A 15,632-nucleotide genomic window follows, 5' to 3' on the forward strand; every position below is an offset into this window, starting at 1 on the left:
ATGTTTATTATAAAGTTAGTATTCATAGGATGCAGACATAATAAACTAAATTTTAAACCATTTTATTGAAATAGAGGATTTTTAATCTAAATGTCGAATTTAACATATATTACAAAAAAGAGGTGAGATACAGATGGGGCGGTTATTAAGGCAAATGATAGATTAAAGGAATGGGAAAAATTTATATCAATTATAAATGAAAATTCTTCAGGAAGACAAGTTACATTGGAATCATGGGAAAGGTGCAAAAAATTAGGATTAGAGTCGGACAAAATAATATCTAAATTTCTTTCTGATGAAGAACTTGAACAAAAGTTGCAAGAAAATTCGCAGTTAATTAAAATTTCAAAGTTCTATATGGACTTTTTATCCATGAATCTAACCGATACACCACATATGGTTGCTTTATCAGATAACGAAGGGTGGATTATTGATTTTAGAGGGACGCCAGAAGAATTAGGCGGAAGAGAAGCTGGACGTTGTCTTGGAGCAAGTTGGGCTGAAGAAAATATAGGAAACAACGGTATTGGGACAGCATTAGTAATAGGTCAACCAGTTCTGGTTTATGGAGTAGAACACTATGTAATGGCTTTTAGAGGATGTGCCTGTATAGGTGTACCTATAAAGAGGAATGGAAATATTATAGGAGTGATTAATATAACTGTGCCTGTTCAGTATGATCATCCTGAAAGAGTACATATACTTATAGCTTGTGCAAATTCTATTGAGTTCGCAGTTAAATCTATTAATAATGATAATAACCCTACAAATATTTCATCTGAAATAAATTTATCAGTAACAAGTGAATTAATTGCAACAGCAGTCCATGATCTGAAAAATCCTTTATCTGTAATTAGAGGATTGGGCCAATTAGGAAATTTAACTTCTGATAAATCTAAAATTAATAATTATTTTACTAGAATAATCAAACAAGTTGATGAAATGAATTATATGGTTATGGAACTTTTAAGTATCTTTAAGCCGGAAGAACTTATATATCAAAAGGTAATTCCTATAATAGAAGACGTTTTATACTCATTTGAGCCTATTTGCGATTCTAAAAATATTAAATTATCGTTAATTAATGATGCAGATGAGTATGTAAATATGTCTGAAAGGCTCTTAAAGAGGGCAATTCAGAATCTTATAAATAACGCAGTGCAAGTAATGGATAACGGTGGGATGATTGAAGTTAGAACAAAACTAGATAAAAATTTTATATTAATTTTAATTAGGGATACTGCAGGTGGTATACCAGAAGAATTAAACGAGACCTTATTTGAGCCTTTTTCTTTTAGAAGAAACGGTGGGACAGGACTTGGATTATTTATGGCATATCATACAATTACTAATATTCATAAAGGTAAGATATGGTTTGAAACAGAATTAGATCGAGGAACTACATTCTTTATAAAATTACCAATCACACAAGAGTTTGAAAATTCATCAATACAACAATATAAATTTGTTTGAGTTATCTCATTCTTGTGCTTATATTTATTAATAGAAACATTGAAGATTGATTATATAGAATTATTAAAAGATATATATAGTTATAAAATCAATCGAAAGAGACAGTGAATTATATTTTAAATGATTCACTGTCTTTTGCTATCATTGAAAGCGTATTAAAAGTGTATCAAGAGAAAATACATGATAATATTCTATAATTTGAAATTATAGTACAATATTACAAGAATAAATAAATCTATTTATAAGAAAATAATATTATTAATTCTTATAATAATGAAGGACTGATTTAGAATGAGGTTATTTAGAAAAATATTAATAGTTGCAGAAATTATAGTCATTATAATTTTTGTAAATAGTAATAAAAGAATATGTACTCAAGTAATAACTACAAAAGAAAATCCAGTAAAAGTAGCTGTATTATTATACAGATTTGATGATGATTACATTTCGTTGGTTCGTCAAAGCCTAGAGGATATTCAAAAGAAAAATGAAAACAAAGTTCAATTTACTTTTTATGATGGAAAAAATCAACAATCCATACAGAATGCAAGTATCGATAAATTACTTAAAAATGAAAATGTTGATTTTATATTACTAAATTTAGTAGATACAAAAAGTACAAAGGAAGTTATTAATAAAATTAAAGATAAAAATATTCCAGTAGTTTTGTTTAATAGAGAGCCTGTGGATATAGATGCTGTTAAGTCTTATAACAAAGCTTATTTTGTAGGAACAGATTCAAAAGAGGCTGGTGAATTGCAAGGAAAAATTCTTGTTGATATTTGGAATAAAGATAAGGAAGCTATAGACGAAAATGGAGATAATATAATGCAATATATTATGTTGATGGGAGAACAAGATAATATAGAGGCGATTGATAGAACAAGATATTCTGTTGACACAATTAATAATGCAGGAATAAAAACACAAGAACTTGCGCTTAAAGTTGGAAATTGGAAAGAAGAAAACGCTAAAGACATTGTAAAATCACTCTTTTTACAATTAGGAAATAAGATTGAAGTAATAATTTCAAATAATGATTCTATGGCAATAGGTGCTATAGAAGCTTTACAAGAATATGGATATAACAATGGAAGTAAAACAAAAACAATACCCATAGTTGGGGTTGATGCATTACCAAAAGCACAAGAGCTAATTAAAAAAGGTTTTATGACAGGTTCGGTGCTTCAAGATCCTTATAAAATGGCTGAAGCTATTTACATTATTGGAATGAATTTTGTTGAAGGGAAAAGTCCTCTTGACGGTACACAATATAAAGCTGATGATACAGGGGTTGCAATTCGTATACCATATCAGGAATATATAAGTAAATAATAGTTAGTATTTTATAACTTATAATGCAGAGATTATACTAAGTGGAAATAGAATTTATTGGAGTAAAGCTATAAATGGTGATCCTGTAGAGTATTTTATAAAAATAAAAGAAAAAGAGGAAAGAACACAGCCAATTGCTCATTGTAAAGCTTCTGTACTTAACTTTTTTACTGAAATAACAGAAGAGCAATACTTAAAATTAAATAAATAAACTAATTTTAAAGTTATAATATAAAGCTATAGTAGTATCAATTATATTATTATAGCTTTATTAATAAAATAGTATTTCATAACAATATAAATTAAGTAAGAAGGAAATTATTTTTGGTGATGCGATTTCTTTTCTCTTCAATAACACTCAGTACTAAAAAGGACAGGCAGAAAAGCAAGTACATTGACGGCACCCAGCTATGTTACAATTGTAGAATAATTCAAAATGAAATTATCCATTTTAGAAAGTAGTGATATAATATGACATATGAATTATTTATAAACTAACCGATAAATCGAAATTTGAGGTGAAATGCTATGGACAAATATACAAGAGAAGAATTGATAGAAGCACTACGCCCTGTATCTTCAATTATCAGCAAATGTGAAAAAGCACAACTAAAATTTGCGGAGGGTACATCTCACCACACCCGCTTTAAGAACATAATAAAAGCGATGCATATTTCAAAATCATTAATAACAGATGAAATTAGTAAAAGGGGTTAATTCCAGTTTTTCGGTGAGATTATGAGTATAACGTGAAGCTTGACAAATTCTAATTTTACGAAAGGAGATAATACATATGAACAATACACTTATAGTTTATTATTCACTTTTCCAACACACAAAGAATTTAGCATCAGAAATAGCAAGGCAGACTGGTGGTACTATGAGAGAATTAATTCTTGATAAGAATTACTCTTTTGACTATAATACGGCTGCTAAAGAAGTAAGAAATGAAATTTCTAGAGGATATTGCCCTAAACTAATATCTGGAAATGAGTCAATATATGATTATCAAACAATATTTATAGGTACACCTAACTGGTTTAAAACATTAGCCCCACCAGTTATGAGTTTTCTTAAACAGCATAATTTTGAGGGCAAAACAGTAATTCCTTTTTGCACTCATGGAGGCGGTGGCTTTGGCCAAATTGAAAATGATATAGCCAAAGAGTGTCCAAAATCCATAATTTTACCTGGTATTGCTTTAAACGGTACTATTGCATCAGAAGAGGTCACAAATTGGCTTGAAACAATTGGATATGAATTATAATAAAATTCTAATTTGAAGTTAAGTATTATAAATAGTAATTTAAAATAACTGGATTTTGGAGGTTTTATATTGGATATGGAGACAGAGATGAATTTTAATGATAAGTTTTTGAATGAATTTTGGAATGATAGTGACTATTCAAAGAAAGAATATATATCTGAGTTTCCTATAGATGAACTAATAGTAAAAGTGGAAGAAGAAATACACTACAGGTTGCCAAAAGCATATGTAGAATTAATGAAATTACATAATGGCGGTCTTGTTAATAAATGTTGCTTCAAAACAAGTACATCTACAAGTTGGGCAGAAGATCATATTGCAATAGAAGGAATATATGGTATAGGTTTTGATAAGCCCAATTCATTAGGGGGAGAGTTTGGAAGTCGTTTTTGGATTGAGGACGGATGGGGGTATCCTGACATTGGTGTTGCTATTTGTGATTGCCCATCGGCTGGACATGACATGGTATTTTTGGATTATAGAGAATGTGGAAAAGATGGAGAACCTAGTGTGGTACATATAGACCAAGAGTTTGATTATAAAATAACTAAATTAGCAGATTGTTTTGAAGAATTTGTTTTAGGACTTGTAAATGAGGAAGATTTAAATATGGAGTAAATCTTATTAGAGAACTATTCAATTGATAAATTCTAATTTATCAAGATGATGACTAAACGAACATAATTTTTAGCTTAAAGTATGTTGCATTATTCTTAAAAGCTAATTAAGGGAAGCCAAAATGACTTCTCTTAAAAATCATATATTTTCAACACTGTTCTAAAATATGACCTATTTTTAAAGTTGTAAAACACTTTGTTGATTCTGATTTGCCTGAGCTAAAATAGAAATTAGTTTTTGATGTTTACAATAGATATATATCACAAACATACAACACTATTCTTTTTTTCTTTAGCCTCATATAATGCTTTGTCTGCTAATGAAACAAACTTTTCGATATCCATTTTATTTTCTGTTGAAGTAATTCCAATACAGATGGTAACGTTACTACAGAAAGTATGCTCTTCAACAATATTCCGAATTCTTTCAGCTAATACTAAAGCTCCGTTGCTATCTGTTTGGGGGAAAATAATTGCAAACTCTTCACCGCCCCAACGTGCAACGGTATCATATGTCCTTACACTGTCTACAAAGATATGAGAAAGCTCTTTTAATACTTTATCGCCTTTAGTATGACCGAATGTATCGTTAATACTTTTAAAATTATCCACGTCAATAATAGCAAGGGATACTGTGGAATTGTCTCGACTCAATTTATTCATTTCATAGACAAGCATATCATAAAAGTATCGTCTATTTTGTAATCCAGTTAGTGGGTCTTTATATGAGTTCTGGTACAACTGTTTAATCAGTTTACCTAATAGCACACCTGAAAGGGTTAGAATAAGTATAATAGCCATCCATATTGAAAAATCTCCTTTATATGGCGAATATTTGTCCATTAAGAAGATAATTAAACTAAAAACAAACCCTGCTGCAGATAAAATAGCAGGAGTAAACTTGTAGAAATATTTTTTCATTTCTCAATCCCTCCATAAGGTCTATCCATTTATTCCACCAAAGTTTTCTATAATTTCAACTAAAATCATTCTTCAAATCCACTGATTTAGCTATATTCCATACCAAAATGACGCCAATTGTAAATATTGAATTAACCCTGATAGTTTGTTTTTTAATTGTGAGTATTGCCTGTAAAGTATATTTCAGGGGGAATGAGTATGAATTATAAGCAAATTGGACAAAGAATACGTAATGAACGAGCAAAATTAAACTTGAACCGTGAAAAATTTGCAGAAATCCTTGAGTTATCAACCAATTTCGTTGGGCAAATTGAACGTGGTGAAAAGAAAATGAGCCTTGATACCCTAGTAAAAATATCTGACTGCCTTCACATATCACTTGATTTCTTAATTAGAGGAAAAGATATTTCACCAGATAAAACAGATACAAATAAATTGCACATGCTGATAAATAAATGCTCACAACATGAAATCTCACTTATTACTGATGTTATAAAAGCAATGTTACCTCACTTAAAAAACGACAAGTAAATATATATTCAAAAGAGCTTAATAAAAATAAGAAACTACTTTTAATCTTGTAGTTCCTTAACACTAAAAGTATTGTTGATTTTAATACATCTATTGGGATAATTTAGGATATTTTGTTCTTAAGTCTTAATAAATCAGCTACTACTGCAATAAACTCACTATTCGTTGGCTTTCGTTTATCATCATTTAAAGGATATCCTAATATATTATTCATTGTTTCAGTTTGCCCTCTAGTACATGCAACTTCAATAGCATGTCTAATAGCTCGCTCTACCCTAGGCGCTGTGGTATTATGTTTTGTAGCTATAGAAGGATATAATTCTTTCGTAACTGAAGATAATAGAGTTACGTTATTAACAATCATATTTATGGCTTCTCTTAGATATACGTATCCTTTTATATGAGCTGGAATACCCACTTCATGCATAATATTTGTAATTTGCTCGTCTATATCTACTAATTCTTCCTTATCTAAATTGCAATCAATATCTTTCTTGTCTATGTCAGTAGTTTTAATTTCATCAATATAAGTGTTGCTATTGAACAACTGCCTTATTCTTGATACAAACACGTCCATGTCAAAAGGTTTTACCACATAATAATCTGCACCAAGAGAAATAGCTCTTTGAGTAATCTTATCCTGACCTACAGCAGAAAGAACTATTATTTTGGGCATGAAATCAATGCTCATAGTATTAAGACTTTCAAGAACCCCTAACCCATCTAACTGTGGCATGATTATGTCCAAAATCACTAAATTTGGCTTCTTATCTCTGATTAATTTTAGACATTCTATTCCATTACTAGCGATTCCTACAACAGATATATCCCTTTGGTTAAGTAAATAGTCATAAAGAATGTTACAAAATTCCTTATTATCATCAACTATAATTGTATTGATTTTTGTTTGCTCCATCTAAATACACCTCTTACACTATAGCAGCCTAAACATTCGATAATATTGTAAATTATTCTACAAAACAATTAAAGTTCCTGCTTTTATAAAAATCATTTGCATTTTATTAAACAGAGTATAATTAGATGAAACTTCTGTTAATATACTCTTATGACTCATTTTATCACTTACTACTGAAAAAAGTCTACGTCATTTGTGATACGGTTTACCTTGTCAAATTCTAAGTGGTGACGCTCTAAACTAAACATTGCTAGAGTCTATCATTTTCCAATGTGAGAGATTACACAAAGTTCATTTGCATAGCTTAAAATCAGGCATACCATTAGTTAGTAGTATAAATTAAATAGTACAAAGTCTCACTCCTACATTTGAAACATGAGGTTTTTCAACATCTATTGTATTTTCATGTCGGATTTGACAACTAATTTGCACAGGAAAACATTTAAAAACCTAACTGCTTTCCTGTATAAATTAATTATTAATTATCACAAATATGATTCATATCCTCTTTTATTATTCAGCTTTAATCAAGCATTGATATAAACTTATTAGCAAGACGTTTTGCATACACTTCAAGGAAATATGCTTCTATATTATCCTAATATTCTTTAATTAAAAAATATGATGCTGAAGCTGTACCTACACAACCGCCATTGGTTTGAAATTTTATCATCCATTCAGGGTCATCTTCCTCTGTTTCATCAAAAAAAGCTTCTAAAAACAATACAGCTTCTCCAACTTTAACATCTGTGGAATGGTCACGACTTGATTTTGGTATGTCCGGATAGAAAAAGAAATTAACCATGCAATAAATTACATCTCTGAGCTTACAATCTAAGACTTCCGACATAACATCTTCCTCCTATAGATTCAATATTAAAAGTAATTATTTACGGAACGACTACGCTTCATACTATTAATTTTATAAAGGTGATAACTCTCCTCTATGTCACTTATTCTAGTATAAATGAAAGTCATTCAGATATAATCAATATATCATATAATTCTAAAAGTATCAATAAATAAATTCTATAAGTCAATATTCCGGACGTACTTTATTTTAGTAATGATGACGTAATAGTTAAAAACATGTTAGTATTTTAAAGGGGTGGGGCACGAAACTACAAAATAGTATTTTATAAATATAGCCTAATGCTGGGAGTTTTTATGTATAGTTTTTTATGTATATAAGTATTTTAATAAATTGCTTCCAAATAAAAGAGAAATATTTTAAATATATAACCTCTCTATATAATCTTTATATTTCTTTGAAGAAAGATTCCGGATAATTATCATTTGGAGGATTTGCCTGCATTTCAATTCAGTCATAAAATAAAGGGATACTATTTCTTGTTGTCGTACCCCCTCTTGTTTACCATTAATGGAGTGTTATAATATTGAGCCTAAGAATTTTCTTTATCACTAAATGTATCAATAAATTTTACTAAGGCTTTAGACATAAACCTGTCTTTTCGATAAATGAATACTATTGGTACATTTGCATGTGAATTTTGAATTGGATGACATCTTAGAGTTCCAGCTTGTACATATTTTTCTACCACAGAAGCTGGAAGCAGACTTATACCTAAACCTGAGCATACACTGGCAATGATAGCTCCAAGAGAGTTAAATTCTATAATTTTATTTGGTATCAATCCCTCATTATGCAACGACTGTTCCAGTTTCTTTCGATAAGAACATCCAGTAGGAAACACTAACAAGGTTGGAGCTTTAATATCTTTGATAGATGATATTGTCGGATGCGAAGTATCTGTAATGAATACCAACTTTTCATCTATAACTGTTTTTTGAACCAATTCAGGATGGTCAATTGGTCCTGCCACAAAGGCTCCATCTAAATTATATTGAAGAACCTCATTAATATTTTTTTCGGTTGTTCCTGTTTTTAAAGTCAGATCTACGTTGGGGTAATTTTTATGATACATTGAAAGCAGCCTTGGTAAGTGGACTGTTGCAATTGTTTCCATAGATCCGATACACAAAAGGCCTTTCGGAATATTATCATCTCTCATTGCATAAGTAGTTTCATCTATAAGGTGAAATATTTTCTCAGTGTATTTAAGCAGCATTTGTCCTTTAACTGATAATGTAATACCTCGATTATGCCTATAAAACAAAGGAGTTTGCAGATAAGCTTCCAACTGCTGAATTTTATTAGAAACATTAGACTGTGCATAATTAAGTTCTCGTGCTGCCTTTGAAATGCTTCCTGTCTCAGCAACCACCTGAAAAATCTTTAATGCTTGTAAATCCATAAAGCTATCCCCCATATATGAATTATTTTTACTTGTATCTTGATATCTTTATTACAGATGGCAATCATCTGCTTTTCGTATTATATCATATAGCTAAATAAATGTATAATATTAAATATATTATATTTTTGAAAAAGGTAAAAGCTTGATTAATCAGTTTTTTATTTCAAATTGATGAAATATTAGCGTTAATTATTGCTATGAAAGTTGGAAGATTTATCTTTATCCCAATGCTTTCAATTAAACAAAATGATATCTCTTATTAAGAATAAGGAAGGATGAATTAAATGAGTAAAATTATAGGAAATGAATTATCTGAAGAGGTTGTTGAATTATTTAATAAAGAATTAACAACAGTTATTTTATCAACTGTTACAGATGAAGGGTTTCCACACGCTATGCCTGTTCATCTAATGGCGGCTCCTAACAACAAAACTATTAAATTGGCATTAATGAAGATGCATAAAACCACAGCAAATATTAAACATAATGCAAGAGCATTTATTTCAGTTATAGAAAGTACTGATATAGCGATTAGCATAAAAGGAAGTGCAAGAGTTGTTAAAGAACCTATGGAAGGTAATTCTGCCATGAGCATAGTTGAATTTATAGTTGAGGAAGTAAAAAGTGACACAACTCCTAAAGTAATAGTTACTGAAGGCATTCGAAGTAAACATAGAACGGATAAAACTAAAGATTTCTTTAGAGTGATGTTTGATGAACTATACAAAGGCTAATGAATATAGAAAACTAAAAGATTAAACTATTATAAATCTTTAAATGTAACTTATAGAGACAAACTAATCTCTAGTGGTTTACACAACTATTATGATTAGAAAGACGAAAATAATATTTATAATGAATGGGAGGAATGGGATGGTGGACGTTAAAAACTATATTTATGTAGCAAGCTGTGTGTTTACAAGAGAGGAACCAAAACTGAGTGCTAAAATTCAGGATTATTTGAAACAGCGATTTCATATGCAGATAATAAGGTGCTGTGTCCCCAACTACAAGATCGACGAATTTACGGTTGCTATGCCGAAATGGTTGCAGCCTCAATGGAAAGATATTGCTCATTATAAAGACTTTACTGCATATAACACGATGGTATATTTGTTCAGCCATTTTTCAGGAAACGATGCCGGAAGTAAAGAGGCTTTCGTTGTGGGAACTCATCTTGAATGATAGAGAATTTCCTTTTCTCGATTATTCGCATGAAAAAATGACATTACAGGATTGCTGGCGTTCCTATGATAACCGCTCAGAGCAAGAGGCTGTTCGTGCGTTGCTGCGAAAAATGAATGTGGACATTGTGGAACAAGAGGAGAATTACGAAAAAACGCAGTTCTGCGGCGTATCTTTGTACGCACCCTCTCCGAAATGAAATTTAGATTTAGCACCGAAAAGATTCATGGAAAATGCAAAGGGAAAATTTATTTCTCGCACAAATGAAGAGCAACTAAAGTTGATGTGGGAACATTGTCAAAATATTACCACTGATAAAGTGGTGGCATACTGTCACTATTGTGTCAAAGGACTCAAGCTTGGCGGAAAACAAATAAAGCATTTAGCAAGTTTACTATTTGACACCAAATAATAGCGAAGATTAAGGCAGTTCGTTCTGATCTGTTTCTTGTACTCTTATGCTGAAGACTTAGCTTCGAAAGCTAGTTCAGAATTTTCATATAGAACTAAACTGCGGTACCAACGATTGTAGCAATGGGTTTAAGTATATATAACTAAATAAACTTTTTAAAGATATAATTTAATCAAGCAAAATAATAAGAAAAGAGGTGCAAATATGAATAAGATAGATAATTTAATTTTAGAAATGGTTAGTTTCAATTCTGGTGAGCCAAAGTTAATTCAACATTTAATAAAGGTATACGAGTTCGCAAAACTTATTGGCAACATGGAAAATATTCCAGATGATAAAATGGAAATTTTAGAGGTGGCAGCTGTTATTCATGATATTGGGATTAAAGTATTTATAGAGAAATACGGAAAATATAACGGTAAGCTTCAGGAAGAAGAGGGACCTATTTATGCAGAGAAATTGTTAAATAGACTTGGATTTAAGCAAGAGGCAATTGATAGGGTAAGTTACTTAGTAGCACATCATCATACTTATTCAAATATTGATGGGATTGATTATCAGATTTTAGTAGAGGCTGATTTCCTTGTGAATTTATATGAAAAGCAAAATAATGAAGAGACCATACAGAATACATACAAGAAAATTTTTAAAACTGAGTCTGGAAGAAAACTTTGTTGTCAAATGTTTAAGATAATAGATTAAAAGTTTACCTATGTGTACTCCAGTTATCATGAAAGTTATCATATTTTCTATGAGATAGAGTATTAAAAATTTAAAAATGGGAGGAAATAATATGACCACATATCATTCTATAGAAGTAGAGAATTTAAGTGTATTTTATCGTAAGGCTGGTGATCCAAATAAACCAGTAATTTTATTGCTTCATGGTTTTCCATCCGCAAGTCACATGTTCCGAAAGCTAATACCTATCCTAGAAAATGAATATCATGTGATCGCTCCTGATTATCCTGGTTTTGGAAATACATCATCACCTGATAGATCGGAGTTTACTTATACATTTGATAATATCACTAAAGTTATTGAAGCTTTTGTTGAGCTGCTAGGGCTTACGAAGTATTCACTTTATGTTTTTGATTATGGGGCCCCCATTGGTTTTCGTTTAGCTATGCATCATCCAGAGCGCGTAACTGCAATAATCAGTCAAAACGGAAATGTTTATCATGAAGGTTTGGGAGAAAAGTGGGCTGCTCGAGAAGAATATTGGCATAATCCAACAAAAGAAAAAAGAGAAAGTTATAGAGTAGCTTTTGCGCAAGACACAATTATACATCAATATATTGATGGAACGCAGAGTAACAAAGTTTCTCCAGATGGTTATACTCTTGATATTGCATATATGTCTCGACCTGAAAATGATGAAAAACAATTAGATTTAATATTTGATTATCAAAATAATGTTAAGATGTACCCACAATTTCAACAGTATCTTCGAGAATATCAACCACCATTATTAGCAGTTTGGGGGAAAAATGATGTTTCATTTATTCCAGAGGGAGCTAAAGCTTTTAAGAAAGATTTACCTAATGCTGAGATTCATTTATTAAATACTGGACATTTTGCACTGGAAACACATGCAGGTGAAATCGGTGAATTAATTTTAAATTTCTTAAAAGGCATACATTAGATTCATATATTTATTTTATTTATTGGAGGAATTAAAATGGTTGATGAAAAAATTATAGAAGCTTTTTATATGATGTGGGACAGTTTTCCAGGGAATGCTAGATTGATTCATAAGAATAGAACTGTACTAGCTGCAAATAAAATTGCTCGTAAGTCTGGCTTTGAAATTGGAACTCTATGTTCTAAAGTTGGAGCTCCTGAATTACATAAAGATTGCAAGGCAAATAAAGTACTTTCTACTAAAAACGGTCAAGCCGTAAAGTCAGCAGAAGGAAAAATCAGATACTGGCTTCCTGTGAAAGATTGCGATGACGTTTATGTTCATATTACATTAGACCCAAACACTATTAAGTAAGAGTATGATAGTTAAGGATATACTTATAGGGTGGCTTTTCAACAGTAGATTAGAGTTAGTAGATAGTATGTATATTTTGAAAGGTGAAAAATAGTTATTGAAGAAGGGGGGAAGGTAAATGCGTAGCGAAAAGACTATCGGGGTAATATATGCAGTTGCTGCATATACATTATGGGGGATTTTACCCGTATACTGGAAGTTAATAGATAGTGTGTTCTCAATGGAGATTTTATCTAATAGAATAGTGTGGGCCTTTGTTTTTACAATTGTAATTATTGGAGTGACAAAACAATGGGAAAAGTTGAAGCTTATAGCAAAGGATAAGAAACAAATGCTTTATATCTTTATTGCATCAATTTTGATTGCGTTTAACTGGGGGCTATATATTTGGGCTGTTAACTCAGATAAGATTGTAGACGCAAGCCTAGGGTATTATATAAATCCATTATTTGCAGTGGCTCTGGGAGTTGTAATTTTTAAGGAAAAGCTAAGTTTTTCGCAGGGAGGGGCACTTTTTATTGCATATATTGGTGTCATAATCAAAACTCTGCAGTATGGTAAAATTCCCTGGATTTCCTTAGGACTGGCTATTTCTTTCGCCTTATACAGTGCAACAAAGAAGTCAATTAAGGCTAATTCTATAGTAGGACTGACGCTTGAAACAACTATGCTAACTCCAGCTGCGTTAGCATATATAGCAGCAAGACAGTTTAGTGGAGTGGGTGCATTTCAGAAGGAGGGTGTAGCAGTAATTATTCTGCTTATAGGTGCTGGTGTAGTTACAGCAGTCCCATTACTGCTTTTTGCAAGTGGAGCAAGAAGACTCCCTATGTCAGTACTTGGCTTCACTCAATATATTTCACCAACTATAAGTTTACTTATTGGAATTTTTGTGTATCATGAAGGTTTTACAGCAGTGGATATGATAGGTTTTTGTTTTATATGGGCTGCACTAGCTATATATTCCATTTCACAGATGAGAGGGGTTAGAAGCAAAAACTACATAAAACAGGTTAGCTAGAATTAAGTAAATATTTTATATAGTCGAAGAATAAATATTAAGTTGATTTAAATCTACTACTATGATAAAGTAGATTTATAAGTTGCAACTTATAAATTACAAAAAAAGTTTATATAGTTTAGTTTTCTAGGGTTCCGCAGTCTATAACTGGCTGGTCCGAGAGAAGACGCACAGGAAACTGTGTACACGGAAGGATAAAAGCCTGGGAGATATTTTGAAAATATTTCCTTAGGCTTTTTTGTTTTTATTTATTTTAGAATGATGCTACAAAATTAGAAAAGTTAGGAGTGACATTTGTGAAATTACAGTACTTTTCAATATTGTTAGTAGTTTTATCTAGTTTATTTTATCATATATGTCAAAAATCAACGCCATCAATTCTAAATCCTATTGCTGGATTAATTGTTACTTATGCTTGTGCCTTAGTTGTATCTATTGTATCTTTCTTTATTTTTGTTCCTAAAACAAGCTTAATCGAGTCACTTAGAGCTGCAAATTGGACAAGTTTTATATTAGGAATTGCTGTAGTAGGTTTAGAATTGGGCTTTTTATTGTCATATAGAGTGGGTTGGAATATAAGTGTAGCTAGCCTTTTATCAAATACTTTGGTAGCACTTTTACTTATTCCTGTAGGAATATTGCTATATAAAGAAAAAATTTCCTTTACTACTATTTCAGGTGCTCTATTATGTATAACTGGCTTAATACTTGTTTCCAAAAGATAATAGTTATAGAAGTCGAGTAGGATAAGACAGATGGTGTAATGGCAAGAGGGGATTTAAAAATAATTTTTGATAATTTATCCTGAAAAAGGCAACACTAAACTATATTTAAATGTATGCTTTTTGGACAAGGTATTCATATTAGTAACTTACAGATAAATTTATAAAGTTTTTAAAGGTCAGTTGTACAGACTGGTTAATAGATATCAATAATCAAATTATACGAGTAGGAGGAAAATAATGAAGAATTTTGTAGTTGAAGATGATTTTTGGAGCTTATTTCCAAATGCTAGGATAGGAGTTGTTATCTGTAATGGCATAGATAACTCTATAAAGGATGAAAAAAAATATAAAGAAACGCTTTTAGAGGCAGAAAAGGAAGCCTTAAAATACTTGCAGAATGCAGAATTTAGCAGTAACGAAGTAATAAAAGTATGGAGAGAAACATTTCAAAAATTTAAAACAAAGAAGGGCGCAAGGTCATCTATTGAGGCATTACTAAAGCGAGTGCATAATGGAAACAATTTAGGGACTATTAATTCCATAGTTGATATTTATAACAGTATTTCATTAAGATATGCTTTGCCCTGTGGTGGCGAGGATATAGATACATTCGCCGGTGATATAAGGTTGACTAAGGCAGTTGGAAATGAAAATTTTATTACATTAGGAACAGATAAAGGTGAACCACCCTATGAAGGTGAAATAGTATATAAAGATAATGAGGGAGCAATTTGCAGGTGCTGGAATTGGCGTGAATCAGTAAGAACGATGCTCACTGAAAATACAAAGAACGCTTTTTTGTGCATTGAATTAGTTGATGAAAAAAGATTAGAAGAGTTTGAGAATGCTTTAAAAGATTTAGCGAAAACGGTACAAGATAATTTAGGTGGAACATGTAAGATTTCAATTCTTGATATTAACAATAATGAAGTAACAATAGAATAATTGGAG

At 30.9% G+C, this 15,632-nt stretch carries 18 protein-coding genes, 1 pseudogene and 1 riboswitch; of the genes and pseudogenes, 15 read left to right on the forward strand and 4 right to left on the reverse strand.

Annotated elements, in window-relative coordinates:
- Positions 1-225 precede the first annotated feature (225 nt).
- From COL3_RS09820 to COL3_RS09845, 5 genes and pseudogenes are all read left to right on the forward strand, one after another.
- Positions 226-1,473, forward strand: coding sequence for an ATP-binding protein (locus COL3_RS09820; RefSeq protein ID WP_008424353.1), 1,248 nt, complete (start codon positions 226-228; stop codon positions 1,471-1,473).
- A 291-nt stretch (positions 1,474-1,764) separates the two neighbouring features.
- On the forward strand, positions 1,765-2,808 hold the full coding sequence (locus COL3_RS09825; protein ID WP_008424354.1) for a galactose ABC transporter substrate-binding protein: 1,044 nt from the start codon (positions 1,765-1,767) through the stop codon (positions 2,806-2,808).
- A 528-nt stretch (positions 2,809-3,336) separates the two neighbouring features.
- A pseudogene (locus tag COL3_RS09835) lies at positions 3,337-3,525 on the forward strand (hypothetical protein); the annotation flags it as partial.
- A 76-nt stretch (positions 3,526-3,601) separates the two neighbouring features.
- Positions 3,602-4,075 carry a flavodoxin gene (locus COL3_RS09840; RefSeq protein WP_008424356.1) on the forward strand — a complete coding sequence of 158 codons (474 nt, stop codon included), beginning with the start codon at positions 3,602-3,604 and terminating at the stop codon, positions 4,073-4,075.
- A gap of 75 nt (positions 4,076-4,150) precedes the next feature.
- On the forward strand, positions 4,151-4,693 hold the full coding sequence (locus COL3_RS09845) for an SMI1/KNR4 family protein (protein WP_207655445.1): 543 nt from the start codon (positions 4,151-4,153) through the stop codon (positions 4,691-4,693).
- Positions 4,694-4,953: 260 nt separating this feature from the next.
- On the opposite strand, the gene COL3_RS09850 is transcribed toward COL3_RS09845, so the two are convergent.
- The gene (locus COL3_RS09850; protein WP_008424358.1) at positions 4,954-5,613 is read right to left on the reverse strand and encodes a GGDEF domain-containing protein; all 660 of its coding nucleotides are present in this window, start codon (positions 5,611-5,613) and stop codon (positions 4,954-4,956) included.
- 192 nt (positions 5,614-5,805) lie between these two features.
- On the opposite strand from COL3_RS09850, the gene COL3_RS09855 reads away from it, so the two are divergent.
- Positions 5,806-6,144 (forward strand): helix-turn-helix transcriptional regulator, encoded by a 339-nt coding sequence (locus tag COL3_RS09855; RefSeq protein ID WP_035283497.1) that lies wholly within the window; start codon positions 5,806-5,808, stop codon positions 6,142-6,144.
- A 103-nt stretch (positions 6,145-6,247) separates the two neighbouring features.
- Here the strand turns inward: COL3_RS09855 and spo0A are convergent, their stop codons facing one another.
- From spo0A to COL3_RS09870, 3 genes are all read right to left on the reverse strand, one after another.
- Positions 6,248-7,060 carry a sporulation transcription factor Spo0A gene (gene spo0A, locus COL3_RS09860; protein WP_008424360.1) on the reverse strand — a complete coding sequence of 271 codons (813 nt, stop codon included), beginning with the start codon at positions 7,058-7,060 and terminating at the stop codon, positions 6,248-6,250.
- Between the two features lie 598 nt (positions 7,061-7,658).
- Positions 7,659-7,910 (reverse strand): hypothetical protein, encoded by a 252-nt coding sequence (locus COL3_RS09865; protein WP_008424362.1) that lies wholly within the window; start codon positions 7,908-7,910, stop codon positions 7,659-7,661.
- A gap of 553 nt (positions 7,911-8,463) precedes the next feature.
- On the reverse strand, positions 8,464-9,336 hold the full coding sequence (locus COL3_RS09870) for a LysR family transcriptional regulator (RefSeq protein ID WP_008424363.1): 873 nt from the start codon (positions 9,334-9,336) through the stop codon (positions 8,464-8,466).
- 287 nt (positions 9,337-9,623) lie between these two features.
- Here COL3_RS09870 and COL3_RS09875 point away from each other — a divergent pair, with 287 nt between their 5' ends.
- From COL3_RS09875 to COL3_RS09910, 9 genes are all read left to right on the forward strand, one after another.
- Positions 9,624-10,073 (forward strand): pyridoxamine 5'-phosphate oxidase family protein, encoded by a 450-nt coding sequence (locus tag COL3_RS09875; protein WP_008424365.1) that lies wholly within the window; start codon positions 9,624-9,626, stop codon positions 10,071-10,073.
- Between the two features lie 139 nt (positions 10,074-10,212).
- Positions 10,213-10,524, forward strand: coding sequence for a hypothetical protein (locus COL3_RS29275; RefSeq protein WP_008424368.1), 312 nt, complete (start codon positions 10,213-10,215; stop codon positions 10,522-10,524).
- 226 nt (positions 10,525-10,750) lie between these two features.
- On the forward strand, positions 10,751-10,936 hold the full coding sequence (locus COL3_RS29280; RefSeq protein ID WP_242982120.1) for a hypothetical protein: 186 nt from the start codon (positions 10,751-10,753) through the stop codon (positions 10,934-10,936).
- A 204-nt stretch (positions 10,937-11,140) separates the two neighbouring features.
- Positions 11,141-11,638, forward strand: a complete 498-nt coding sequence (locus tag COL3_RS09885; RefSeq protein WP_008424370.1) for an HD domain-containing protein — start codon at positions 11,141-11,143, stop codon at positions 11,636-11,638.
- 91 nt (positions 11,639-11,729) lie between these two features.
- Positions 11,730-12,581, forward strand: a complete 852-nt coding sequence (locus COL3_RS09890) for an alpha/beta hydrolase (RefSeq protein WP_008424372.1) — start codon at positions 11,730-11,732, stop codon at positions 12,579-12,581.
- 36 nt (positions 12,582-12,617) lie between these two features.
- The gene (locus tag COL3_RS09895; protein ID WP_008424374.1) at positions 12,618-12,935 is read left to right on the forward strand and encodes a hypothetical protein; all 318 of its coding nucleotides are present in this window, start codon (positions 12,618-12,620) and stop codon (positions 12,933-12,935) included.
- Positions 12,936-13,053: 118 nt separating this feature from the next.
- The gene (gene rarD / locus COL3_RS09900) at positions 13,054-13,956 is read left to right on the forward strand and encodes an EamA family transporter RarD (protein WP_008424376.1); all 903 of its coding nucleotides are present in this window, start codon (positions 13,054-13,056) and stop codon (positions 13,954-13,956) included.
- Between the two features lie 115 nt (positions 13,957-14,071).
- Positions 14,072-14,167: riboswitch (guanidine-I (ykkC/yxkD leader) on the forward strand.
- An 85-nt stretch (positions 14,168-14,252) separates the two neighbouring features.
- Entirely contained in the window at positions 14,253-14,681 is a 429-nt protein-coding gene (locus COL3_RS09905) for an EamA family transporter (RefSeq protein ID WP_008424378.1), read from the forward strand.
- Between the two features lie 237 nt (positions 14,682-14,918).
- A complete protein-coding gene (locus tag COL3_RS09910; RefSeq protein WP_008424380.1) occupies positions 14,919-15,626 on the forward strand; it encodes a B3/4 domain-containing protein in 708 nt (235 codons plus the stop codon).
- The last annotated feature ends 6 nt before the right edge of the window (positions 15,627-15,632 follow it).

This window comes from Clostridium sp. LS (genome assembly GCF_002760435.1).
Taxonomy (GTDB): Bacteria; Bacillota; Clostridia; order Clostridiales; family Clostridiaceae; genus Clostridium.